The sequence below is a fragment of the Pseudomonas sp. Leaf59 genome (assembly GCF_920984685.1).
Classification (GTDB): Bacteria; Pseudomonadota; Gammaproteobacteria; order Pseudomonadales; family Pseudomonadaceae; genus Aquipseudomonas.
On the sequence record NZ_CAKLBR010000014.1, the window covers coordinates 107,967 to 131,850 of the forward strand.

Below are 23,884 nucleotides of genomic sequence, written 5' to 3' on the forward strand. Positions count from 1 at the left end.
TACCTGGGTTAAATGTGGGAGGGTTTGCCACATAAAAAAAGAGACCCGAAGGTCTCTTTTCTCACACGGCTCAAGCCTTAAAGGCTGGAAATCCGCGCATGCTGCTCCGCCAGCTTGCCCAGGGCCTGTTCAGCCTCGGCCAGCTTGGCGCGTTCCTTGTCGATCACTTCAGCCGGCGCCTTGTCGACGAATGCCGCGTTGGACAGCTTGCCGCCCACCCGTTGCACTTCGCCTTGCAGGCGCAGCATTTCCTTGTCGAGACGGGCCAATTCCGCGCCCTTGTCGATCAGCCCGGCCATCGGCACCAGCACTTCCATGTCGCCCACCAGTGCGGTGGCAGACAGCGGTGCTTCGGCGCCATCAGCCAGCACGGTGATCGACTCCAGCTTCGCCAGTTTCTTGAGCAGCGCATCGTTCTCATCGAGACGACGCTGATCCTCGGCGCTGGCGTTCTTGACGAACACGGCGAGTGGCTTGCCCGGCCCGATGTTCATTTCGGCGCGGATGTTGCGCGTGCCGAGCATCAGAGTCTTGAGCCATTCGATATCGCTTTCGGCGGCTTCATCGATGCGGGCTTCATTGGCCACCGGCCACGGCTGCAGCATGATGGTTTTGCCGTCGATACCGGCCAGCGGCGCCAGGCGCTGCCAGATTTCTTCGGTGATGAACGGCATGAACGGATGCGCCAGGCGCAGCGCCACTTCCAGCACGCGCACCAGGGTGCGACGGGTGCCGCGCTGGCGTTCGACCGGCGCGTTTTCGTCCCACAGCACCGGCTTGGACAGCTCCAGGTACCAGTCGCAATACTGGTTCCAGATGAACTCGTACAAGGCCTGCGCGGCCAGGTCGAAACGGAACTGGTCGAGCTGGCGGGTTACTTCGGCTTCGGTGCGCTGCAACTGCGAGATGATCCAGCGATCGGCCAGGCTCAGCTCATAGGCTTCGCCGTTCTGGCCGCAGTCCTCGCCTTTGTCCAGCACGTAGCGCGCGGCGTTCCAGATCTTGTTGCAGAAGTTGCGATAGCCTTCGACGCGGCCCATGTCGAACTTGATGTCGCGACCGGTGGACGCCAGCGAGCAGAAGGTAAAGCGCAGGGCGTCGGTGCCATAGCTGGCAATACCATCGGCGAACTCGTCGCGGGTCTGCTTCTCGATCTTCTTCGCCAGTTTCGGCTGCATCAGGCCCGAGGTGCGTTTCTGCACCAGGGTTTCCAGGTCGATGCCGTCGATGATGTCCAGCGGGTCCAGGACGTTACCCTTGGACTTGGACATCTTCTGGCCCTGGCCATCACGCACCAGGCCGTGCACGTACACGGTCTTGAACGGTACCTGCGGCGTGCCGTCCTCGTTCTTCACCAGGTGCATGGTCAGCATGATCATCCGGGCAACCCAGAAGAAAATGATATCGAAACCAGTGACCAGCACGTCGGTGGAGTGGAATTTCTTGAGGAATTCAGTCTGCTGCGGCCAGCCGAGTGTCGAGAACGTCCACAGGCCCGAGCTGAACCAGGTGTCGAGTACGTCGTTGTCCTGTTGCAGCGCAATGTCGGCTCCGAGGTTGTGCTTGGCACGCACTTCGGCTTCGTCGCGGCCGACATAGACCTTGCCCGACTCGTCATACCAGGCCGGAATACGGTGGCCCCACCACAGCTGACGGCTGATGCACCAATCCTGAATGTCGCGCATCCAAGAGAAGTACATGTTTTCGTACTGCTTGGGCACGAACTGGATGCGGCCGTCTTCGACAGCAGCAATGGCAGGCTCGGCCAACGGCTTGGTGGACACGTACCACTGGTCGGTCAACCACGGCTCGATGACGGTGCCGGAACGGTCGCCCTTCGGCACTTTCAGGCCGTGGTCGTCGACGCTGACCAGCAAGCCGGCGGCATCGAACGCTGCGACGATCTGCTTGCGCGCTTCAAAGCGGTCCAGGCCTGCGTATGCGGCCGGGATTTTGCCGTCGATGCTGTCGTTGAGTGTGCCGTCCAGGTTGAACACCTGGCAGGCTGGCAATACGGCGGCGTTTTTATCGAAGATGTTCAGCAGCGGCAGGTTGTGGCGCTTGCCGACTTCATAGTCGTTGAAGTCGTGGGCCGGGGTGATCTTCACGCAGCCGGTGCCGAATTCGGGGTCGCAGTAGTCGTCCGCGATGATCGGAATGCGGCGGCCGACCAGCGGCAGCTCGACGAATTTGCCGATCAGGGCCTGGTAGCGCTCGTCATTCGGGTTAACCGCGACGGCGGCGTCGCCGAGCATGGTTTCCGGACGGGTCGTGGCGACGATCAGGTAGTCGTTGCCTTCGGCGGTTTTGGCGCCGTCGGCCAGCGGGTACTTGAGGTTCCACAGGAAGCCTTTCTCGTCGTGATTTTCCACTTCAAGATCGGAGATTGCCGTGTGCAGCTTGGTGTCCCAATTGACCAGGCGCTTGCCGCGGTAGATCAGGCCGTCTTCATGCAGGCGCACGAAGGCTTCTTTAACGGCCTCCGACAGGCCGTCGTCCATGGTGAACCGCTCGCGGCTCCAGTCGACGGACGAACCCAGGCGGCGGATCTGACGGCTGATATTGCCGCCGGACTGGTCCTTCCATTCCCAGATCTTTTCCAGGAATTTCTCGCGGCCCAGGTCATGACGGCTTTGGCCGGTGGCTTCCAGTTGACGCTCCACCAGCATCTGCGTGGCGATGCCGGCGTGGTCGGTGCCCGGCTGCCACAGGGTGTCTCGACCCTGCATGCGGCGGAAACGGATCAACGCATCCATGATCGCATTGTTGAAGCCATGGCCCATGTGCAGGCTGCCAGTGACGTTCGGTGGCGGAATCATGATGGTGTAGGGGTCGCCCGCACCTTGTGGGGCGAAATAGTTCTCGGACTCCCAGGTGTTGTACCAGGAAGTTTCAATAGCGTGGGGCTGATAGGTCTTATCCATGCGCGGCGGGACCCTAGTTGGCATTTATTCAGGAAAGCCGGCAAGTATAACGGGGGATAGGGGAGAGGGCGAGACGAAGACAGGCTTAAGGGATACGCGATCAACTGTGGGAGGGGGCTTGCTCCCGATAATGGCGGATCAGCTATGAATTGATGACTGACACACCGCTATCGGGAGCAAGCCCCCTCCCACACGGGATATGGGTGAAGCTCAGGACTGGTATTGGCTGAGCAACCGCTCCATTCGCGCATCCAGCCGGCGCTTGATCTCGGTTTCGATGTGCGGTGCGAAGTCGTCGATCACGTCCTGCATGATCAATTGCGCAGCGGCCCGCAGTTCGTTGTCCAGGTGCAGCAACAAGGCGTCCTGCGGTTTTTCCGCTGTGGCGGCAGCGGGTTGCGGCGTTGGCGTGTCGAACGCCATGGCAATCTGTGCTTCGTCCATGACCGCTTCGGTCAGCAACGGCGGCTGCAGGTCGTCGTCACCCAGCAGTTGACGGATCGACTCGAGGTCGTCCAGTAAATGGTCGTCTTTTTTAATCGGGTTTGGCGTGTCCATCATCTACTCAAAGTCGTTGTAGCCGGTGATCCTGCAGAGGATAGCCCTGTTCGCGATAGAAACGAAAACTCTCCCGCGCGGCCTGACGAACAGCCGGATCTTCCACCACCACCTCCGCCACGCGGGCGAATGCCCTGGCAAAGGCCGGTACTTTCAGGTCCAGGTTGATCAGCAGGTCCTGGTGATTGCCGCAGCCGTCGCCCAACCCCAGCACCACACGGCCGTCGGGCTCGGATTCTGCGGGGCCGTGGGGCACGAAGCTTTCGCCCTTGAAGCGCCACAGGCGCGCATCCAGCTCATCGCGCTGGCCGGCATCGCTGCAATGCAGGTAGATGCGGTGGCCCATGCGCCAGGCTTTTTCGGTGAGTTTGCAGGCAAAGTCCAGGCGCGCGAGCGGGTCGGCGCTGGGCAATATATAGAAGTCGACTTGGGTCATTGCGGTTCCTGAGGCCGGGACGGCGAAATGATCACCGCCCCGGCGTCTTCAGTTTCAGGCCTTGGCGCGATCCAGCAGGTACTGGGTCAGCAGGGGCACCGGACGGCCGGTGGCGCCCTTGTCCTTGCCGCCGCTGGTCCAGGCAGTGCCGGCGATGTCCAGGTGGGCCCAGTTGAAGTTCTTGGCAAAGCGCGACAGGAAGCAGGCGGCCGTGATGGTGCCGGCTTTCGGGCCACCGATGTTGGCGATGTCGGCGAACGGGCTGTCCAGCTGCTCCTGGTACTCGTCGAACAGCGGCAATTGCCAGGCGCGGTCGTCGGCTGCCTGACCGGCGCTGAGCAGTTGCTCGATCAGCTCATCGTTATTGCCCAGCAGGCCCGAAGTGTGGGCGCCCAGGGCGACCACGCAGGCGCCGGTCAGGGTGGCGATGTCGATCACGGCCTGTGGCTTGAAGCGCTCGGCGTAGGTGAGGGCGTCGCACAGCACCAGGCGGCCTTCGGCGTCGGTGTTGAGGATCTCGACGGTCTGGCCGCTCAGGGTAGTGACGATATCGCCCGGACGGGTCGCGCCGCCGCTCGGCATGTTCTCGGCGCAGGCCAGGATGCACACCAGGTTGATCGGCAGCTTGAGTTCCAGTACGGCACGCAGGGTGCCGAACACGCTCGCGGCGCCACCCATGTCGTACTTCATCTCATCCATGCCCAGGCCAGGCTTGAGGCTGATGCCGCCGGTGTCGAACGTGATGCCTTTACCTACCAGGGCGTAGGGCTTCTCGGATTTCTTGCCGCCGTTGTATTGCATCACGATCAAGCGTGGAGGCTGGTCGCTGCCCTGACCCACGGCGTAGAACGAGCCCATGCCCAGTTCCTTGATCTTTTTCTCGTCCAGCACTTCAACCTTCAGCCCCTTGAACTCCTTGCCCAGTGCCTTGGCCTGTTCGCCCAGGTACGTCGGGTGGCAGATGTTCGGCGGCAGGTTGCCCAGGTCACGGGTGAACGACATGCCGTTGGCAATCGCGGTGGCGTGGGTCACGGCGCGCTGCACTTCGGCCTGGGCGGCCTTGATGGTCAGCAGGGTGATTTTCTTGAGCGCGCGCGGTTCGGCTTTCTGGCTCTTGAATTGATCGAACACGTAGCCGCCGTCCACCAGGCTTTCGGCCAGCAGGCGGGTCTTGCCATAGCTGTCACGGCCCTTGACGACGATTTCATCGAGTGCCAGTACGGCCTCGGTGCCGCCCAGGCCCTTGAGGGTGGTGAGCAGGGTGCTGATGATCTTGCGGAACGGACGGTCGCCCAGTTCGGCGTCCTTGCCCACGCCCACCAGCAATACGCGGTCGGCCTTGAGGTTGGGCAGGCTTTGCAGCAGCAGGCACTGGCCCACTTTGCCGGCCAGGTCGCCGCGCTTGAGGATCGCGCTGATGGCGCCGCCGCTCAATTCGTCGAGTTGGCTGGCGGCGACGCCCAGCTTGCGGCCTTCGCCGATGGCGACCACGAGGGTGGCGGTCTTCAACGTTTCGGGGCTAACGCTTTTTACAACCAGTTCCATGTTCGGGTCCCTTATAAAGGTCGGTGAGCCTGGCGTCTGTATAGCCAGGCTTAAAGCGAGGCAGCTGTGTAAACCGCCCGCGACAAGGGCCGCAGTTTGAACCTCGCAGGCGAAGCCTGACAACCCTCGGCGCACGCTTTGTGCTCGCGCATGAGGTTGCACCGTGACAGGCGCGGTCAATCACAGGATAATGCGCCATCTTTTTAGCCGGCCCGTGCAAACGGGTCGCTCGGTATGCTTGCTTGTTTGGCCGCCTTAGCCTGACAACCCTGGAGTGTCTGGTTTGATCGTCTTCCGTTATCTATCCCGCGAAGTCCTGCTGACCCTGAGTGCCGTGAGTGCGGTATTGCTGGTCATCATCATGAGTGGTCGTTTCGTCAAATACCTGGCCCAGGCGGCTTCCGGCGCCCTCGACCCCGGTTCGCTGTTCCTGATCATGGGCTTTCGCCTGCCGGGTTTTTTGCAGTTGATCCTGCCGCTGGGCCTGTTTCTCGGGATCCTGCTGGCTTATGGCCGACTGTACCTTGAGAGCGAAATGACCGTGCTGTCGGCGACCGGCATGAGCCAGCAACGCCTGCTGGCCATGACCATGATTCCGGCAGCCGGCGTCGCGCTGATCGTGGCCTGGCTGAGCCTGAGCCTGGCGCCCCAGGGCGCCATGCAATTTCAGCTGGTGCTGAACAAGCAGGACGCCATGACCGAGTTCGATACCCTGGAACCTGGCCGCTTCCAGGCGCTCAACGACGGCACCCGGGTCACCTACACCGAAACCCTGACCGACGACCGCGCCAACCTCGGCGGGGTGTTCATCTCCGAAAAACGCCTGGGCCAGGACAAGAAGGACCGCGGCATCTCCGTGCTGGTCGCCGATGCCGGGCGCCAGGAAGTGCGGCCCGACGGCAGCCGCTACCTGATCCTGGAAAACGGCTATCGCTATGACGGCAGCCCCGGCCAGGCCGACTACCGCGCCATCAAGTACGACACCTACGGCGTGATGCTCGCGCGGCCGGATGTCAGCGACGAAGTCACCGACCGCGACGCGATCCCCACCCAGGAGCTGTTCGGCAGCACCGAACTGCGCTCCATCGCCGAGCTGCAATGGCGCATTTCCCTGCCGCTGCTGGTGTTTATCGTGACGCTGATGGCCGTGCCGCTGTCGCGCGTCAACCCGCGCCAGGGCCGCTTCCTCAAACTGCTGCCGGCGATCCTGCTGTACATGGCCTACCTCACCATCCTGATTTCCGCGCGTGGCTCCCTGGAGAAGGGCAAGCTGTCGCCGACCCTTGGCCTGTGGTGGGTGCACGGGATCTTCCTGGTGATCGGCCTGGGGCTGCTGTACTGGGAACCTATCCGCTTGAAAATGAAGAGCCGTCGTGGCCAGAAGGAGATGGCGCGTGGTTAAGCTCGATCGCTACATTGGCAAAAGTGTACTGGTCGCCATCCTGGCGGTATTGGGCATCATCCTCGGCCTGGCGTCGCTGTTTGCCTTTATTGATGAGGTCAGCAACGTCAGCGACACCTACACGGTGACCGACGTGCTGAGCTACGTGGCCCTCACCGCGCCACGCCGTCTCTACGACATGATGCCGATGGCCGCGCTGATCGGTTGCCTGATTGGCCTGGGCAGCCTGGCCAGCAACAGCGAACTGACCATCATGCGCGCTGCCGGGGTTTCCGTCGGCCGTATCGTCTGGGCGGTGATGAAACCCATGCTGCTGCTGATGGCGTGCAGCGTGCTGATCGGTGAATACGTCGCGCCGCCGGCCGAAACCACCGCCCAGGCCAATCGCGCCCTGGCCCAGGGTTCGGGGGATGCGCAAAGCGCCAAGCACGGCCTGTGGCACCGCCAGGGTGAAGAGTTCATCCACATCAACGCCGTGCAACCGGGCGGCCTGTTGATCGGGGTGACGCGCTACACGTTCGACAAAGAGCGCCACATGTTGTCGTCCAGTTTCGCCAAACGTGCGCAGTACAGCGCCAATCAGTGGCAACTGACCGACGTCACCACCACCTATTTCCGCAACGCGGGCCAGGGCACCAAGGCCAGCACCGAAGTGATCAACGTGCCGACCGAGCAATGGGACATCGCCCTCAAGCCGGAGCTGCTCAATACCGTGGTGATGATCCCGGAAAGCCTGCCGATCTCCGGGTTGTGGAGCTATATCCATTACCTCAAGGACCAGGGCCTGAACAACGGCCGCTACTGGCTGGCATTCTGGGTCAAGGTGTTGCAGCCGGTGGTCACCGCCGCGCTGGTGCTGATGGCTATTTCGTTCATCTTCGGCCCGTTGCGCTCGGTCACCCTCGGCCAGCGCGTCTTCACCGGTGTGCTGGTGGGCTTTACCTTCCGCATTGCCCAGGATCTGCTCGGGCCGTCGAGCCTGGTGTTCGGTTTCTCGCCGCTGTTTGCGGTGCTGGTGCCCACCGCCATCTGCGCCCTGGCCGGGTTCTGGCTGCTGCGCCGCGCCGGGTAAGAATGCCCTGGCAAGCGAAAGGCCCCGTATTGACGGGGCCTTTCGCGTTCTGGACAGCAAAGATGACGTCTGGCCCGAGCATCAGGTACAATTCCCGGCTATTTTTCAGCGGGCAATCTGCCTGCAGCCTTTTTGAGTGTTGATCCGTGAGTGATTTGAGTCATATCCGCAATTTCTCCATCATCGCCCACATTGACCATGGCAAGTCGACGCTGGCCGATCGATTCATCCAGATGTGCGGTGGCCTTGCCGAGCGTGAAATGGAAGCCCAGGTTCTGGATTCCATGGACCTCGAACGCGAGCGCGGGATCACCATCAAGGCCCACAGCGTCACCCTGTACTACACCGCCAAAGACGGTATCCGGTACCAGCTCAACTTCATTGACACTCCCGGCCACGTTGACTTCACCTACGAAGTCAGCCGCTCGTTGGCCGCCTGCGAAGGTGCGTTGCTGGTAGTGGATGCGGGCCAGGGCGTGGAAGCCCAGTCCGTGGCCAACTGCTACACCGCCATCGAGCAGGGCCTTGAAGTAATGCCGGTGCTGAACAAGATCGACCTGCCCCAGGCCGATCCGGACCGCGTCAAGGAAGAAATCGAAAAAATCATCGGCATCGACGCCACCGACGCCGTCGAGTGCAGCGCCAAGACCGGCCTGGGCGTGGACGAGGTGCTCGAGCGCCTGGTCAAGACCATTCCGGCCCCCACCGGCAACTACGAAGATCCGCTGCAAGCGTTGATCATCGACTCCTGGTTCGACAACTACCTGGGCGTTGTCTCCCTGGTACGCGTGCGCCACGGCCGTGTGAAGAAGGGCGACAAGATCCTGGTCAAGTCCACCGGCAAGATCCACCTGGTGGACAGCGTCGGTGTGTTCAACCCAAAACATACCGCGACCACGGATCTGAAAGCCGGTGAAGTAGGCTTCATCATCGCCGGTATCAAGGACATCCACGGTGCACCGGTGGGTGACACCCTGACCCTCAGCTCCACGCCTGACGTCGACATGCTGCCGGGCTTCAAGCGTATCCAGCCGCAGGTCTACGCCGGCCTGTTCCCGGTCAGCTCCGACGACTTCGAAGACTTCCGCGAGGCCCTGCAAAAGCTGACCCTCAACGACTCGTCGTTGCAGTACACCCCGGAAAGCTCCGACGCCCTGGGCTTCGGCTTCCGCTGCGGGTTCCTCGGCATGCTGCACATGGAGATCATCCAGGAGCGCCTGGAGCGCGAATACGACCTCGACCTGATCACCACCGCGCCAACCGTTATTTTCGAGTTGTTGCTGAAAACCGGTGAAACGATTTACGTCGACAACCCCTCCAAGCTTCCAGACCTGTCTTCCATCGAAGACATGCGCGAACCGATCGTGCGCGCCAATATCCTGGTGCCCCAGGAACACCTGGGCAACGTGATTACCCTGTGTATCGAAAAGCGTGGCGTGCAGCACGACATGCTGTTCCTCGGTACCCAGGTGCAAGTGACCTACGATTTGCCGATGAACGAAGTGGTCCTGGACTTCTTCGACCGTCTCAAGTCCACCAGTCGCGGCTATGCTTCGCTGGATTACCATTTCGACCGCTACCAATCGGCCAATCTGGTGAAACTGGATGTACTGATCAACGGCGACAAAGTGGACGCCCTTGCGCTGATCGTGCACAAGGACAACGCGCACTACAAAGGTCGCCAGTTGACCGAAAAAATGAAAGAACTGATTCCGCGTCAGATGTTCGACGTCGCGATCCAGGCCGCCATCGGCGGGCAGATCATTGCGCGAACCTCCGTCAAGGCTCTCAGAAAGAACGTATTGGCCAAATGCTACGGCGGTGACGTAAGCCGTAAGCGCAAGCTGCTTGAGAAGCAAAAGGCCGGTAAAAAACGCATGAAGCAAGTGGGCAATGTGGAAATTCCACAAGAAGCCTTCCTTGCGGTGCTCAGGTTGGATAGTTAGGTCCTATGTCACTAAATTTCCCGCTGTTGCTGGTCATTGCCGTCGCCGTCTGCGGCCTCCTGGCGTTGCTCGATCTGGTGTTCTTCGCGCCACGTCGGCGCGCGGCTATTGCGTCGTATCAGGGCAGCGTCAGCCAGCCTGATGCGGTGGTGGTCGAGAAGCTGAACAAGGAACCGCTGCTGGTTGAATACGGCAAGTCGTTCTTCCCGGTGCTGTTCATCGTGCTGGTGCTGCGTTCGTTCCTGGTGGAGCCGTTCCAGATTCCTTCGGGATCGATGAAACCTACCCTGGACGTGGGCGACTTCATCCTGGTGAACAAGTTTTCCTACGGAATTCGCCTGCCGGTGGTCGACAAGAAAGTCATCGAAGTCGGTGACCCGCAGCGCGGCGACGTGATGGTGTTCCGCTACCCGAGCGATCCGAACGTCAACTACATCAAGCGCGTGGTCGGCCTGCCGGGCGACGTGATTCGCTACACCAGCGACAAGCGCCTGTTCATCAACGGTGAATCGGTGGCCGAGAAGCTGCTGGGCGCCGAGCCGAACACCCTGGGCAGCGCCGAGCTGTATCAGGAAAAGCTCGGTGCGGTGGAGCACCAGATCCGCAAGGAAATGAGCCGCTACCGCGCCACGCCCGATGGCGAGTGGAAAGTGCCGGCCGGGCACTACTTCATGATGGGCGACAACCGCGACAATTCCAACGACAGCCGCTACTGGGATGATCCCAGCATTCCCAAGGAGCTGCTGGGCATGGTCCCCGACCAGAATATCGTCGGCAAGGCCTTCGCGGTCTGGATGAGCTGGCCGGAACCCAAGCTCAGCCACCTGCCGAACTTCTCGCGGGTCGGGCTGATCAAGTAATACAGGCGGCGCTGTGAACACAGCGCCGAATGCTTTTCTGGGGCCTGGACAATGTCCGGCCTCACGCGGCAACTATCAGGATTTGAATTTGAACACTGCGTCAATCGTCGATGGCCGCCGGTGCCACCAACTAGATATGGATAAACCGTGACCGTTTCTCTGAGTCGTCTCGAGCGCCAGCTCGGCTACACCTTCAAGGATCAGGAATTGATGGTCCTTGCCCTCACACACCGCAGCTTTGCAGGGCGCAATAACGAGCGCCTGGAATTCCTCGGTGATGCCATCCTCAATTTCGCCGCCGGAGAGGCGTTGTTCGAGCGCTTCCCCCAGGCCCGCGAAGGCCAGTTGTCACGCCTGCGTGCACGGCTGGTGAAAGGCGAGACCCTGGCCGTGCTGGCCCGTGGCTTCGGCCTGGGCGAGTACCTGCGCCTGGGGTCCGGTGAATTGAAGAGCGGCGGCTTTCGTCGCGAGTCGATCCTGGCCGATGCCCTCGAAGCCCTGATCGGCGCGATCTACCTGGATGCAGGCATGGAGACCGCCAAAGAGCGGGTGGTCGCCTGGCTGGCCTCGGAGATCGAGAGCCTGACCCTGGTCGACACCAACAAGGATCCCAAGACCCGCCTGCAGGAATACCTGCAGTCGCGCGGGTGCGAACTGCCACGCTACGAAGTGGTGGATATCCAGGGTGAGCCCCATTGCCGCGTGTTTTTCGTGGAATGTGAAATCACCTTATTGAACGAAAAAAGCCGAGGTCAGGGTGTGAGCCGTCGTATTGCCGAACAGGTAGCGGCCGCTGCAGCACTGATTGCCCTGGGCGTGGAGAATGGCCATGACTGATTCAACCGCAACACGCTGTGGCTATGTTGCCATTGTTGGCCGCCCCAACGTGGGCAAGTCCACGCTGCTCAACCATATCCTCGGCCAGAAGCTTGCGATCACCTCGCGCAAGCCGCAGACCACCCGGCACAACATGCTCGGCATCAAGACCGAAGGCCATGTGCAGGCGGTGTACGTCGACACTCCGGGCATGCACAAGGGTGGCGAGAAAGCCCTCAACCGCTACATGAACAAGACCGCCTCGGCGGCGTTGAAAGACGTCGACGTGGTGATCTTCGTCGTCGACCGCACCAAGTGGACCGACGAAGACCAGATGGTCCTGGAGCGCGTGCAGTACGTCACCGGCCCGTTGATCGTGGCGCTGAACAAGACCGACCGCATTGAAGACAAAGCCGAGCTGATGCCGCACCTGACCTGGTTGCAGGAACAACTGCCGAACGCGCAGATCATGCCGATCTCGGCCCAGCACGGCCACAACCTCGAAGCCCTGGAGCGCGTGATCGCCGGCTACCTGCCGGAAAACGAACACTTCTTCCCGGAAGACCAGATCACCGACCGCAGCAGCCGCTTTCTCGCCGCTGAACTGGTGCGCGAAAAAATCATGCGCCAGATGGGCGCCGAGCTGCCGTACCAGATCACCGTGGAAATCGAAGAGTTCAAGCAGCAGGGCAAGACCTTGCACATCCACGCGCTGATTCTCGTCGAGCGTGACGGCCAGAAGAAAATCATCATTGGCGACAAGGGCGAGCGCATCAAGCGCATCGGCACCGAAGCGCGCAAGGACATGGAGCTGCTGTTCGACTCCAAGATCATGCTCAACCTGTGGGTGAAGGTGAAGGGTGGCTGGTCCGATGACGAGCGCGCGCTGCGCTCCCTCGGCTACGGCGACCTGTAAGAACACCGCTGGACCAAAAATGTGGGAGGGCTTGCTGTGGCGAGCAGGCTTGCCCTGCGTTGGGTTGCGAAGCAGCCCCAAAACCTGCCACTGAGGTCTGTCCGTAGAATCGGGTTGATCTTATAGGGGCTGCTCTGCAGCCCAACGCAGGGCGAGCCTGCTCGCCACAATAAGTGTTCATTCAGCACATCGATTGCTCTTCAGAGATTTCCCGTCTCATGTCCCAATCCCCACCTCCCAGCCAACTCGCCTACGTGCTGCACAGCCGCGCCTACCGCGAGACCAGCGCCCTGGTGGACTTCCTCACGCCACAAGGGCGCCTGCGCGCGGTGTTGCGCAGTGCGCGCGGCAAGGCCGGCACACTGGCCCGGCCGTTCGTGGCACTGGACGTGGAGTTTCGCGGCAAGGGCGAGCTGAAGAACGTCGGCCGCCTGGAAAGCGTCGGCACCTCCGCCTGGCTCAATGGCGATGCGCTGTTCAGTGGCCTCTACCTCAATGAACTGTTGATCCGCCTGCTACCCGCCGAAGACCCGCACCCCGGCGTGTTCGATCACTACGCCGCCACCTTGCTCGCCCTCGCCGAAGGCCGCCCGCTGGAGCCGTTGTTGCGCGCCTTCGAATGGCGCCTGCTGGACGATCTGGGCTACGGCTTCGAACTGAGCAACGACGTGCACGGCGAGCCCGTCGCCGCCGATGGCATGTACCGCCTGCAGGTCGACGCCGGCCTGGAGCGCGTCTACCTGCTGCAGCCGGGGCTGTTCCAGGGCGCCGAGTTGCTGGCCATGAGCGAGGCGGACTGGACCGCGCCCGGCGCGCTGTCCGCTGCCAAGCGCCTGATGCGCCAGGCCCTCGCGGTGCACCTGGGGGGCAAGCCGCTGGTCAGTCGCGAGTTGTTTCGAAAGCCCTGACATCCCCGTGTATGCTGTGCACCGATTCTTTCCCTTTTCAGGAGCGCTTCCGTGAGCACCAGCAATCGCATTCTTCTTGGCGTCAATATCGACCACGTCGCCACCCTGCGTCAGGCCCGGGGCACCCGCTACCCGGACCCGGTCAAGGCCGCGCTGGACGCCGAAGAAGCAGGCGCCGATGGTATCACCGTGCACCTGCGCGAAGACCGTCGTCATATCCAGGAACGTGATGTGCTGCTGCTCAAGGATGTGCTGCAAACCCGCATGAATTTCGAAATGGGCGTCACCGAAGCGATGATGGCGTTCGCCGAGCGCATCCGCCCGGCGCACATCTGCCTGGTGCCGGAAACCCGCCAGGAACTCACCACCGAAGGCGGCCTCGATGTGGCCGGCCAGGAAGCGCGGATCAAGGCCGCCGTGGAGCGCCTGTCGCAGATCGGCAGCGAAGTCTCGCTGTTCATCGACGCCGACGAGCGCCAGATCGAAGCCTCGCGCCGTGTCGGTGCGCCGGCCATCGAACTGCACACCGGCCGTTACGCCGACGCCACCACGCCCACCGAAGTCGCCGACGAGCTGCAGCGCGTCATCGACGGCGTGAAGTGCGGCCTCGATCAAGGCCTGATCGTCAACGCCGGCCATGGCCTGCATTACCACAACGTGCAGGCGGTGGCCGCGATCAAGGGCATCAACGAACTGAACATCGGCCACGCGCTGGTGGCCCATGCGCTGTTCGTCGGTTTCAAAGGCGCGGTGGCCGAGATGAAGGCGCTGATCCTCGCCGCCTCCAGGGCCTGAAGAACGCAGAAAGTCCAGTGTGGGAGGGGGCTTGCTCCCGATAGCAGTGTGTCAGCCAGCCAATCCCTGCCTGACCCACCGCCATCGGGAGCAAGCCCGCTCCCACATTTTGATCGCCATCAGGCTTCAGCAATCAACGGTGTGGCAATGCGAAGCCTTACTGTTTAGCCCTTGCAGGTGTATCGTATCCGCCCTTTGCAGGCCCTGCGCCTGCGGCTGATACGCGAGGTTGTTGTGTCCCGATCCTTTTCCCGTCGACAAATCCTGGGTGGTCTTGCGGGCCTGGCCGTTGTAGGCGTCGGCGCCGGGGGCGGCTATCGCTACTGGCTGGGGAAGGTCGCCGAGTCCGAGGCGGGGCACGATTACGAGTTGATCGCTGCGCCCCTGGATGTGGAGCTGGTCCCCGGTCACCTCACCCAGGCCTGGGCGTTCGGCCCTTCGGCGCCCGGCACCGAGCTGCGGGTGCGTCAGGGCGAATGGCTGCGGGTGCGCTTCATCAATCACCTGCCGGTGGCCACCACCATCCACTGGCATGGCATCCGCTTGCCGCTGGAGATGGACGGCGTGCCCTACGTCTCGCAGCTGCCGGTATTGCCCGGCGAATACTTCGACTACAAATTCCGCGTGCCCGATGCCGGCAGCTACTGGTACCACCCCCATGTGAACAGCAGCGAAGAGCTCGGCCGTGGCCTGGTCGGCCCGTTGATCATCGAGGAACGCGAATCCACCGGCTTCAAGCACGAACGCACCCTCAGCCTGAAAAGCTGGCATGTGGACGAAGACGGCGCATTCGTCGCGTTCAGCATTCCACGTGAGGCGGCGCGCGGCGGTACGGCGGGGCGTCTGTCGACCATCAACGGCGTGTCCCAGGCGGTGATCGACCTGCCGGCCGGGCAGATCACCCGCGTGCGCCTGCTCAACCTCGACAACACCCTGACCTATCGCATCAACATCCCGGACGTCGACGCGCAGATCTACGCGCTGGACGGCAACCCCATCGAACCGCGCCCGCTCGGCAAGGAATACTGGCTGGGGCCCGGCATGCGCATTTGCCTGGCAATCAAGGCGCCGCCGGCGGGTGAAGAACTGTCGATCCGTAACGGGCCGGTGCGCCTGGGCACTTTCCGCTCGGTGGCCAATACCGACGCGCCCGGCCAATGGCCGCCCGCGTTGCCGGCCAACCCGATCAGCGAGCCGGACCTGGCCACTGCGGAGAAACTCAACTTCAATTTTGAATGGGTGGGCACGGTGTCGGTGGATGACGGCAAGCCGCCGAGCCTGTGGCAGATCAACGGCAAGGCGTGGGACATCACCGACAAGACCTGCGCCGACCGCCCGATTGCCAGGCTGGAAAAAGGCAAGAGTTACATTTTTGAACTGAAGAACATGACCCAGTACCAGCACCCGATCCACTTGCACGGCATGAGCTTCAAGGTGATCGCCTCGAACCGCCACAAGGTGGTGCCGTACTTTACCGACACCTACCTGCTGGGCAAGAACGAACGCGCCCGCGTGGCCTTGGTGGCGGATAACCCCGGGGTGTGGATGTTCCATTGTCATGTGATCGACCACATGGAAACCGGCCTGATGGCCGCCATCGAGGTGGCGTGATGCGCCAGATTCGTCCTGCAGCGATCATCGATCGCAGCCGCGACCAGCACTTCATGCGCGAAGCCCTGACCCTTGCCGCCCAGGGCGCGGCACGCGGCGAAGTGCCGGTGGGCGCGGTGCTGGTGCAAAACGGCGAAATCATCGGCCGTGGCTTCAATTGCCCCATCAGCGGCAACGACCCCAGCGCCCACGCCGAGATGGTCGCGATTCGCGCGGCAGCTCAGGCCATCAGCAACTACCGGCTGGTGGGCAGCACGCTGTATGTGACCCTGGAGCCGTGCAGCATGTGCGCAGGCTTGATCGTGCATGCGCGGGTTGCGCGGGTGGTGTATGGCGCGCTGGAGCCCAAGGCCGGGATTGTGCAGAGTCAGGGGCAGTTCTTTACCCAGGACTTTCTCAACCATCGGGTGTTGTTTGAAGGTGGGGTGCTGGCCGAGGAATGCGGAGCCGTTCTGAGCGAATTCTTCAAAGCCCGCCGAGCCAAACCCTCTTCTAGCTGACACCGGGAAACCAATGAGGGAGCAGGCAAGCCAGCTCCCACAGGTGATCTTCGTTTAGTCAGGGACGTTGTGGTTTATTTCCTGGCAATGATCACCGCCCGCATCGGTGCCGGCAGCCCTTCGATAGTCTTGCTGTGATCTTGCGGATCAAGAAAATCACTCAGCGACTGATACTTCATCCACTCGGTACCGCGCTGTTCCTCCACCGTGGTCACGCTCACGTCCACGCAGCGCACTTCGCTGAACCCGGCGCGGCGCAGCCATAGCATCAGGGCCGGCACCGAGGGCAGGAACCACACGTTGCGCATCTGTGCGTAGCGGTCTTCGGGCACCAGCACCTGTTGCTGGTCGCCTTCCACCACCAGGGTTTCCAGCACCAGTTCGCCGCCCTTGACCAGGGTGTCCTTCAACGCCAGCAGGTGCTCGATGGGCGAACGCCGGTGATAGAACACGCCCATGGAAAACACCGTATCGAAGCCTTCGAGGTTCGCCGGCAAGTCTTCGAACGGGAACGGCAGGTGCCAGGCCCTGGGTTCGGACAGGTAGCGTTGCACCGCCTGGAACTGGCAGAAAAACAGCCAGTTGGGGTCCACGCCGATCACGCTGTCGGCACCGGCGCCGAGCATGCGCCACATGTAGTAGCCGTTGCCGCAGCCCACATCAAGGATGCGCTTGCCCGTAAGGTTCAGGTGCGGCGCCACCCGCGACCACTTCCAGTCCGAGCGCCATTCGGTGTCCACGTGCACGCCGAACAGGTGGAACGGGCCTTTGCGCCATGGGCTCAGGCCCATGAGGGCGGTGTGCATCTGCGCGCGGGTCTGATCGTCGCAATCGGTGTCCAGCGTCAGGCCGTTCAGCAGGTCGACGGTGCTTGGCTGAATGGCCGGCAGCGCATCCAGCGCGCTTTGCCAGCGCTCCAGATCGCCGTGACCTTTTTCCATCTTGCTATCGAGCTGCGCTTGCAGGCCCTGGGCCCACACGGCCAGGGGCGTGCCAACCAGATGGCGGGCGAGGGGGGACAGATCAATCATGGCAAGGCAATCAACGAGGCAAAGTTAAGACACTGAAACCACGGCACCACGCTCGAGAACCCGGCCGCCAGCAGGCGTTCGCGGTGTTCTTCGAGGCTGTCGGGCTTCATGACGTTTTCGATGGCGCTGCGCTTCTGGGCGATTTCCAGTTCGCTGTAGCCGTTGGCGCGCTTGAACGCGATATGCAGGTCGGTGAGCAGTGCGTGTTCCTGCGCGTCATTGAAGCGCAGCTTTTCCGAAAGAATCAGCGCGCCGCCCGGCACCAGCGCCTGGCGAATGCGCGAGAGCAAAGCCAGGCGCTCGTCCGGAGCGATGAATTGCAGGGTGAAATTCAGGGCCACCACCGACGCCGGCTGGAACTGCAAGGCAAGGATATCGCCTTCGATCACCTCTACCGGCAGCAGCTCCTGGAACATCGAGTCCTGGCCATTGAGGTATTCACGGCAACGCTCGACCATCGCCGCCGAGTTATCCACCGCGATCACCCGGCAGCCGTCCGTGCGCACATGGCGGCGCAGGGCCTGGGTGACGGCGCCGAGGGACGAGCCGAGGTCATAGAGCACGCTGCTCGGCTGGGCGAACTGCGCCGCGAGTACGCCGAGGTTTTCGACGATGGTCGGGTAACCCGGCACCGAGCGCTTGATCATGTCCGGGAACACCCGCACCACGTCCTCGTTAAAGGCGAAGTCCGGCACCTGGGGCAAGGGCTGGGCGAATAGGCGATCGGGTTCTTTGCTCACGGTTGTTCCGGCGACGAAAGGGAAGGGCCGGCATTTTAGCCAACTTGGCCCTTCGGTGCGCGGGTTGTCTGATGGGGTGCCCTAGTTCACCGTAATGGCGCAGTCGAAGGTGTCGACCGGTTCGGCTTCCGGCTCCCACGGTTGCTGGGAGGTGAGGCGCAAACGGCCCTGCCCGGCGGTGAACGCCTGGAACCGCCACGTGGACTGGCCGCCGCCGCCAATCACGCCGGATTCGCTGCTGCTGTAGACCTCGGGGCTCAGCGCGCGCAACACGCCGCCGGCCGAGTCCTGAATGGCCCAGCGGTAGCCGGTGGTGGGGTTGCTCGGCAGAGTGAGGATCAGGTTCTGACCGGATTTGAGCTGCAGCGGGCAGGCGCTCTGGTCGTCCACGGTGATGTTTTGCTTCGGCGCGCTGGCGCACGCGGACAACACGGCAAGGCTCAAGGGGAGAAACAGGCGGGCAACGGTCATGGGGGCTCCGGTTGTACACGACGAAGGGCGAGCATAACCGAAGATGGCGCGAGGGGTGACAGGCGAGGTGTGTGGTGTGGCGGATGGCGCTATCGGGAGCAAGCCCCCTCCCACATTTTGAAGTGTGAATACCTTCAAGTGTGGGAGGGGGCTTGCTCCCGATGAGGCCCTTACCGGCACTGCATAACGATCAGAACAACACTTTGGCCACATCCGCAAAGCGCTTGGCAAAGTGCACCGTCATGCCTTCCTTCAGGTACTCCGGCAACTCTTCGAAACTGCCACGGTTGGGCTCGGGCAGGATCAGCTCATGGATTTTCTGGCGCCGCGCCGCAATCACTTTCTCGCGTACTCCGCCAATCGGCAGCACGTGCCCGGTCAGCGTCAGTTCGCCGGTCATGGCCACGCCTTTTTTCGGCGCCTGGTTGCGTGCCAGCGACAGCAGCGCACTGGCCATGGTCACGCCCGCGCTAGGGCCGTCTTTTGGCGTGGCGCCTTCCGGCACGTGCAAGTGCACGAAGGCTTCGTCGAAGAACTTCGGGTCACCGCCAAACGATTTCAGGTTGGAGCTGATGTAGCTGTAGGCAATTTCAGCGGACTCCTTCATCACCTCGCCCAACTGCCCGGTGAGCTTGAAACCGCGATTGAGCGTGTGGATACGCGTCGCCTCGATCGGCAGTGTCGCGCCGCCCATGCTGGTCCAGGCCAGGCCGGTAATCACACCGGTGCCGGACAGCACTTGCTCATTGCGAAACACCGGCATGCCCAGTGAGCTTTCCAGGTCCTTGTTGCCGATCTTGATCACCGAGTCCGGCGCATCCAGCAACTTGACCACCGCCTTGCGCACCAGTTTGCCCAGTTGCTTCTCCAACTGGCGCACCCCGGCTTCGCGGGCGTAGCCGTCGATCAACGCACGCAAGGCGCCGTCGCTGATGGTCAGGCTGTTTTTCGCTACGCCGGCTTTTTCCAGCTGCTTGGGCCACAGGTGGCGCTTGGCGATGGCGACTTTTTCTTCGGTGATATAGCCCGACAGGCGAATCACTTCCATGCGGTCGAGCAACGGGCCGGGAATCGAATCCAGGGTGTTGGCGGTGCACACGAACAGCACTTTGGACAGGTCCAGGCGCAGGTCGAGGTAATGGTCGAGGAATTCGACGTTCTGTTCCGGGTCGAGGGTTTCCAGCAGCGCCGAGGCCGGGTCGCCCTGGAAGCTCTGACCCATCTTGTCGATCTCGTCGAGCATGATCACCGGGTTCATCACTTCCACATCCTTGAGCGCCTGCACCAGCTTGCCCGGCAGGGCGCCGATGTAGGTGCGGCGGTGGCCCTTGATCTCGGCCTCGTCGCGCATGCCGCCGACGCTGAAGCGGTAGAACGGCCGGCCCAGGGACTCGGCGATGGACTTGCCGACGCTGGTCTTGCCCACGCCCGGTGGGCCCACCAGCAGCACGATGGAGCCGGCAACCTCGCCTTTATAAGCACCCACCGCGAGGAACTCGAGGATGCGGCTCTTGATGTCGTCCAGCCCGGCGTGGTGTTTGTCCAGCACCTTGCGCGCGTGCTTGAGGTCGAGCTTGTCCTTGCCGTACACGCCCCACGGTACCGAGGTGGCCCAGTCGAGGTAGTTGCGCGTGACCGCGTATTCCGGCGAGCCGGTTTCCAGGATCGACAGTTTGTTCAGTTCTTCATCGATGCGTTTTTTTGCCTGGGTGGGCAACACCTTGCCCTCCAGACGCTGCTCGAATTGCTCGACGTCCGCGCTGCGGTCGTCCTTGGTCAGGCCCAACTCCTGCTGGATGACCTTGAGCTGTTCCTTGAGGAAGAATTCGCGCTGGTGCTCGCCGATCTTGCGGTTCACCTCGGCGGAGAGCTCCTTCTGCAGGCGCGCCACTTCCACCTCTTTGCGCAACATCGGCAGCACTTTTTCCATGCGCTTGAGCATGGGCACGCAGTCCAGCACTTCCTGCAACTCGTTACCGGTGGCCGACGTGAGCGCGGCGGCAAAGTCGGTGAGCGGCGAGGGGTCGTTGGGGCTGAAGCGATTGAGGTAGTTCTTCAGTTCTTCGCTGTACAGCGGGTTGAGCGGCAGCAGTTCCTTGATCGCATTGATCAGCGCCATGCCGTAAGCCTTGACCTCATCGGTCGGCTCGCTCGGCTGGTGCGGGTATTCGACTTCCACCAGATAGGGCGGGCGATGGTGCTTGAGCCAGGTCTTGATGCGCACGCGGGTCAGGCCCTGGGCGACGAATTGCAGCTTGCCGTTCTCGCGGCTGGCGTGGTGCACCTTGACCAGCGTGCCGTACAGCGGCAGGGCCGAGGTGTCGAAGTGGCGCGGGTCTTCCGGCGGGGTTTCCATGAAGAACAGGGCCAGGGAGTGGTGATCGGATTTGCTCACCAGTTCCAGGGTTTCGGCCCACGGCTCTTCGTTGACGATCACCGGCAGCACTTGCGCCGGGAAGAACGGGCGGTTGTGGATCGGGATGATGTAGACCTTGTCCGGCAGGTTTTGCCCAGGCAGCGCCAGCCCGGTGTTGGACGAAGCGGATTCAGCGTTTTCGGGATCGGCGTAATCGTTGATGTCGTAATCAGGGGAATCTTGCTGGTCGCTCATGGGGCACCTGCATAAGGAAGTATGGTGCTTAGATGGGGCGGGGCAGCGAGGGTTTCAATGGCGCGGCGGCGATAGCAACATATTGCATAAAATAACCGGCGTGACGCCGTCAGCTGATTTTGTGCAGGTAGGCCGGAATCGGCTGTTCCGGCAGTACCGACAACACTTTCAAACGCTGCAACATGCGCTGGCTGGCCCGTTGCAGGTGTTCGCGCAGGTTCAACGCGGCCGCATCCACGGCGCCGTGCAGCAACAATTCCAGGATCAGGCGATGTTCGGCCAGCATCGCCGGGTCGGCGCCGATGCCGAGCAGGCGATGGAAAATCCGGCTGATGATCATCGGGCTCTGGCCCTGGCGAATCAGCGCGGCCATCTTGCGGTTCTGCAGACCCGCCAGGCAGCGCTGGTGCAAGTCCTCCTCGATCTGCTCGATGGCCTGCAGGCTGCATTGAGGGTTGTCCTGTGCTGCCAGCACCCGTTGCAGCATCGCCTGCAGTTCCTCGCGGTCGAGGTTCGGCGCGCTCTGGCGCAACGCCTCGGGCTCGAGGCACGCGCGCAGTTCGTAGTCTTCGGTGACTTCGCGCGCGGTCAGCGGGCCCGCCAGCCACTGGGAGTACGGCTCCTTTTCCACCAGGCCACGGTCGCGCAGGCGCATCAAGGCTTCGCGCACCACCGCGCGGCTGACCTTGAAGTGCTCGGCGGCGGCCTGTTCATCCAGGCGGTAATGGCCGAAGGCGATGCAGGTGGACAGCGCCGCGCCGATGTCCTCGACGATGCGCTCGCCCAGCGGCCGTGTGTCCACCAACTCGGCCTCGCCGTTGAGGCCCAGGTGCGCATGGCTCAGGGGCAGGCGCAGCGGCTCTATCGCCAGGTCGTCGGGGTTGATCAGGTAACCCCGGCCGTTGAAGCGGCAGATCAGCCCTTCGGCGTGCAGCAGGTCCAGTGCCTTGCGCACCGGTACGCGGCTGGTGCCGAACAGTTCGGCCAGCGGCGCTTCGAGCAATACCAGGCCATGACGCGCGGTGCCGTTGACGATCGAGTCACGCAATACCTGGTGAATCATCGCGTAACGGGAGGCCGGGGTGGACACTGCTTTCATCGGTTTCTCGGGACCTTGTAGGACGGGGCGACGGATTCTCTCATAGATGCAGTTGTCACTCTGCGTCACGTCGGCGGCGCTGTTTTGGGGCTGGTGTTACCTTTCTGCACCAAAATGTACTTTTTACTAAAAGATACATCATTTCATTCAAGACCCTTGGGGCGGGCTGCGCCAGTATTTTTATCGCTCCGCACACCCTCTAGCCCGCAGCTATGCTGTGAAAGCGCAAAGGCCGATGCAGAGACTGGCACGAAAGCTGCCTTTATAAAATGTATATTTTATTAATATGTACGTTTTATGAGGTTGATCCCGATGTCAGACGCCACCTCAATGGCCGAGGATTTCGCCAGCGGCCGTAACGACCCGGTGCAAGCCCTCGAACAGGCGCTCGAAAAAGCCGCCCGTTCACCCTCGGTGTTTATCAGCCTGAGCACCGAGCGCGCCCGCCGCGAAGCCGAAGCCGCCGCCGCGCGCTGGCGTGCCGGGCAGCCCTTGAGCCGGCTCGATGGCGTGCCGCTGGCCTGGAAGGACCTGTTCGATGTCGCCGGCAGCGTCACCACGGCGGGCGCCGCCTACCGCCGCGATGCGCCGGCCGCTCTGCTCGATGCGCCAGTGGTCGGCCTGTTATGCCGCGCGGGGATGGTCAGCCTGGGCAAGACCAACCTCAGCGAACTGGCGTATTCGGGGCTGGGCCTGAACCCGCATTTCGGTACGCCGCACAATCCCCATGGCCTTGATCAGCCGCGCATTCCCGGCGGTTCATCGTCCGGTTCGGGCGTGGCCGTCGCCGCCGGTATCGTGCCCATCGCCATGGGCACCGACACCGCAGGCTCGATTCGCATTCCCGCCGCCCTCAACGGTCTGGTGGGTTACCGCAGCAGCAGCCGGCGCTACAGCCGCGACGGCGTGTTCCCGCTGGCGCACACCCTCGACAGCCTCGGCCCGCTCACCCGCAGTGTGCGCGATGCACTGACCCTCGACGACCTGCTGCATGGTCGCACTCAGCAGCACAGTGCCCGCAGCCTCAAGGGCCAGCGCTTTGTGCTGGCGCAACAGGACGTCGAACCGGCCGTGGGCAACAACCTGCTGCGCGCCATGGAGCAACTCAAGGCCCGGGGGGCGCTGATCGAAGAGCGCGAATGCCCGCCCTTCCAGGCAACGCTGGACCTGATCAAACACCACGGCTGGCTCGGCGCCTTCGAAGCCTTCGCCCTGCACCAGGCGCTGCTCGACAGCCCCGATGCCGAACGCCTCGATCCTCGCGTACGCTGGCGCCTTGAAGCTGCGCGGGCATTGCCGGCCAGCCAATTGATCCACCTGACCGACGCGCGCCGCCAGCTGCAACAGCAACTGCTCGACGACCTCGACGGCGCCATCCTCATCACCCCCACCGTGGCCCATGTCGCGCCGCCGTTGGCCGCGCTGGAAGCCGATGACGCGTTGTTCGTCAGCACCAACCTCGCCACCTTGCGCCTGACCATGCCCGGCAGCCTGCTCGACATGCCCGGCGTAAACGTGCCCAGCGGCCGCGATGCCCAGGGCCTGCCCACCGGGCTGCTGCTCAGCGCCCCCAGCGGCGAAGACGCTCGCCTGTTGCGCGCCGCGTTATCCGTTGAATTCGTACTGAATATTTAAGGAGACAC

General features: G+C 62.5%; 20 protein-coding genes. 11 read left to right on the forward strand and 9 right to left on the reverse strand.

The genetic code is table 11. From position 1 onward, the window contains the following. Positions 1–77: 77 nt before the first annotated feature. From LUB09_RS16070 to LUB09_RS16085, 4 genes are all read right to left on the reverse strand, one after another. Positions 78–2,924 (reverse strand): valine--tRNA ligase, encoded by a 2,847-nt coding sequence (locus LUB09_RS16070; RefSeq protein WP_209989041.1) that lies wholly within the window; start codon positions 2,922–2,924, stop codon positions 78–80. Between the two features lie 210 nt (positions 2,925–3,134). Further along, a complete protein-coding gene (locus tag LUB09_RS16075; RefSeq protein WP_057007053.1) occupies positions 3,135–3,482 on the reverse strand; it encodes a hypothetical protein in 348 nt (115 codons plus the stop codon). Positions 3,483–3,489: 7 nt separating this feature from the next. Then, positions 3,490–3,918, reverse strand: coding sequence for a DNA polymerase III subunit chi (locus tag LUB09_RS16080; RefSeq protein ID WP_231423035.1), 429 nt, complete (start codon positions 3,916–3,918; stop codon positions 3,490–3,492). 54 nt (positions 3,919–3,972) lie between these two features. After that, the gene (locus LUB09_RS16085; RefSeq protein ID WP_231423036.1) at positions 3,973–5,463 is read right to left on the reverse strand and encodes a leucyl aminopeptidase; all 1,491 of its coding nucleotides are present in this window, start codon (positions 5,461–5,463) and stop codon (positions 3,973–3,975) included. Positions 5,464–5,746: 283 nt separating this feature from the next. Between LUB09_RS16085 and lptF the strand changes: the two genes are divergently transcribed. The 10 genes from lptF (at position 5,747) to tadA (ending at position 16,289) form a co-directional block, all read left to right on the forward strand. Beyond that, positions 5,747–6,865, forward strand: coding sequence for an LPS export ABC transporter permease LptF (lptF, locus tag LUB09_RS16090; RefSeq protein WP_003234122.1), 1,119 nt, complete (start codon positions 5,747–5,749; stop codon positions 6,863–6,865). Further along, entirely contained in the window at positions 6,858–7,937 is a 1,080-nt protein-coding gene (gene lptG / locus LUB09_RS16095) for an LPS export ABC transporter permease LptG (protein ID WP_209989049.1), read from the forward strand. Before lptF ends, lptG begins: the two co-directional genes overlap by 8 nt. Positions 7,938–8,083: 146 nt before the next feature. Continuing rightward, complete coding sequence (lepA, locus tag LUB09_RS16100) at positions 8,084–9,883, forward strand: translation elongation factor 4 (protein WP_057006741.1); 1,800 nt, start codon at positions 8,084–8,086, stop codon at positions 9,881–9,883. A 5-nt stretch (positions 9,884–9,888) separates the two neighbouring features. Then, positions 9,889–10,743, forward strand: a complete 855-nt coding sequence (gene lepB / locus LUB09_RS16105; protein WP_057006740.1) for a signal peptidase I — start codon at positions 9,889–9,891, stop codon at positions 10,741–10,743. A 147-nt stretch (positions 10,744–10,890) separates the two neighbouring features. Beyond that, positions 10,891–11,580 (forward strand): ribonuclease III, encoded by a 690-nt coding sequence (rnc, locus tag LUB09_RS16110; RefSeq protein WP_003188856.1) that lies wholly within the window; start codon positions 10,891–10,893, stop codon positions 11,578–11,580. Next, positions 11,573–12,475 carry a GTPase Era gene (gene era, locus LUB09_RS16115; protein ID WP_124422514.1) on the forward strand — a complete coding sequence of 301 codons (903 nt, stop codon included), beginning with the start codon at positions 11,573–11,575 and terminating at the stop codon, positions 12,473–12,475. Before rnc ends, era begins: the two co-directional genes overlap by 8 nt. A gap of 218 nt (positions 12,476–12,693) precedes the next feature. After that, the gene (gene recO / locus LUB09_RS16120; RefSeq protein WP_003234110.1) at positions 12,694–13,383 is read left to right on the forward strand and encodes a DNA repair protein RecO; all 690 of its coding nucleotides are present in this window, start codon (positions 12,694–12,696) and stop codon (positions 13,381–13,383) included. 51 nt (positions 13,384–13,434) lie between these two features. Continuing rightward, positions 13,435–14,178 carry a pyridoxine 5'-phosphate synthase gene (gene pdxJ, locus LUB09_RS16125; RefSeq protein ID WP_209989054.1) on the forward strand — a complete coding sequence of 248 codons (744 nt, stop codon included), beginning with the start codon at positions 13,435–13,437 and terminating at the stop codon, positions 14,176–14,178. 234 nt (positions 14,179–14,412) lie between these two features. Next, positions 14,413–15,789, forward strand: a complete 1,377-nt coding sequence (locus LUB09_RS16130) for a multicopper oxidase family protein (RefSeq protein WP_231423037.1) — start codon at positions 14,413–14,415, stop codon at positions 15,787–15,789. Then, on the forward strand, positions 15,789–16,289 hold the full coding sequence (tadA, locus tag LUB09_RS16135; RefSeq protein ID WP_231423038.1) for a tRNA adenosine(34) deaminase TadA: 501 nt from the start codon (positions 15,789–15,791) through the stop codon (positions 16,287–16,289). Before LUB09_RS16130 ends, tadA begins: the two co-directional genes overlap by 1 nt. Before the next feature lie 74 nt (positions 16,290–16,363). On the opposite strand, the gene cmoB is transcribed toward tadA, so the two are convergent. From cmoB to LUB09_RS16160, 5 genes are all read right to left on the reverse strand, one after another. Then, positions 16,364–17,320, reverse strand: a complete 957-nt coding sequence (gene cmoB / locus LUB09_RS16140) for a tRNA 5-methoxyuridine(34)/uridine 5-oxyacetic acid(34) synthase CmoB (RefSeq protein ID WP_231423039.1) — start codon at positions 17,318–17,320, stop codon at positions 16,364–16,366. Beyond that, a complete protein-coding gene (gene cmoA / locus LUB09_RS16145; protein WP_209989065.1) occupies positions 17,317–18,060 on the reverse strand; it encodes a carboxy-S-adenosyl-L-methionine synthase CmoA in 744 nt (247 codons plus the stop codon). The genes cmoB and cmoA overlap by 4 nt, the downstream gene beginning before the upstream one ends. A gap of 81 nt (positions 18,061–18,141) precedes the next feature. Then, the gene (locus LUB09_RS16150) at positions 18,142–18,531 is read right to left on the reverse strand and encodes a protease inhibitor I42 family protein (RefSeq protein ID WP_231423040.1); all 390 of its coding nucleotides are present in this window, start codon (positions 18,529–18,531) and stop codon (positions 18,142–18,144) included. A 190-nt stretch (positions 18,532–18,721) separates the two neighbouring features. Then, entirely contained in the window at positions 18,722–21,142 is a 2,421-nt protein-coding gene (gene lon / locus LUB09_RS16155) for an endopeptidase La (RefSeq protein ID WP_209989070.1), read from the reverse strand. Between the two features lie 109 nt (positions 21,143–21,251). Beyond that, the gene (locus LUB09_RS16160; protein ID WP_209989073.1) at positions 21,252–22,241 is read right to left on the reverse strand and encodes a GntR family transcriptional regulator; all 990 of its coding nucleotides are present in this window, start codon (positions 22,239–22,241) and stop codon (positions 21,252–21,254) included. A gap of 312 nt (positions 22,242–22,553) precedes the next feature. On the opposite strand from LUB09_RS16160, the gene LUB09_RS16165 reads away from it, so the two are divergent. Further along, positions 22,554–23,876, forward strand: a complete 1,323-nt coding sequence (locus tag LUB09_RS16165) for an amidase (RefSeq protein WP_209989076.1) — start codon at positions 22,554–22,556, stop codon at positions 23,874–23,876. The last annotated feature ends 8 nt before the right edge of the window (positions 23,877–23,884 follow it).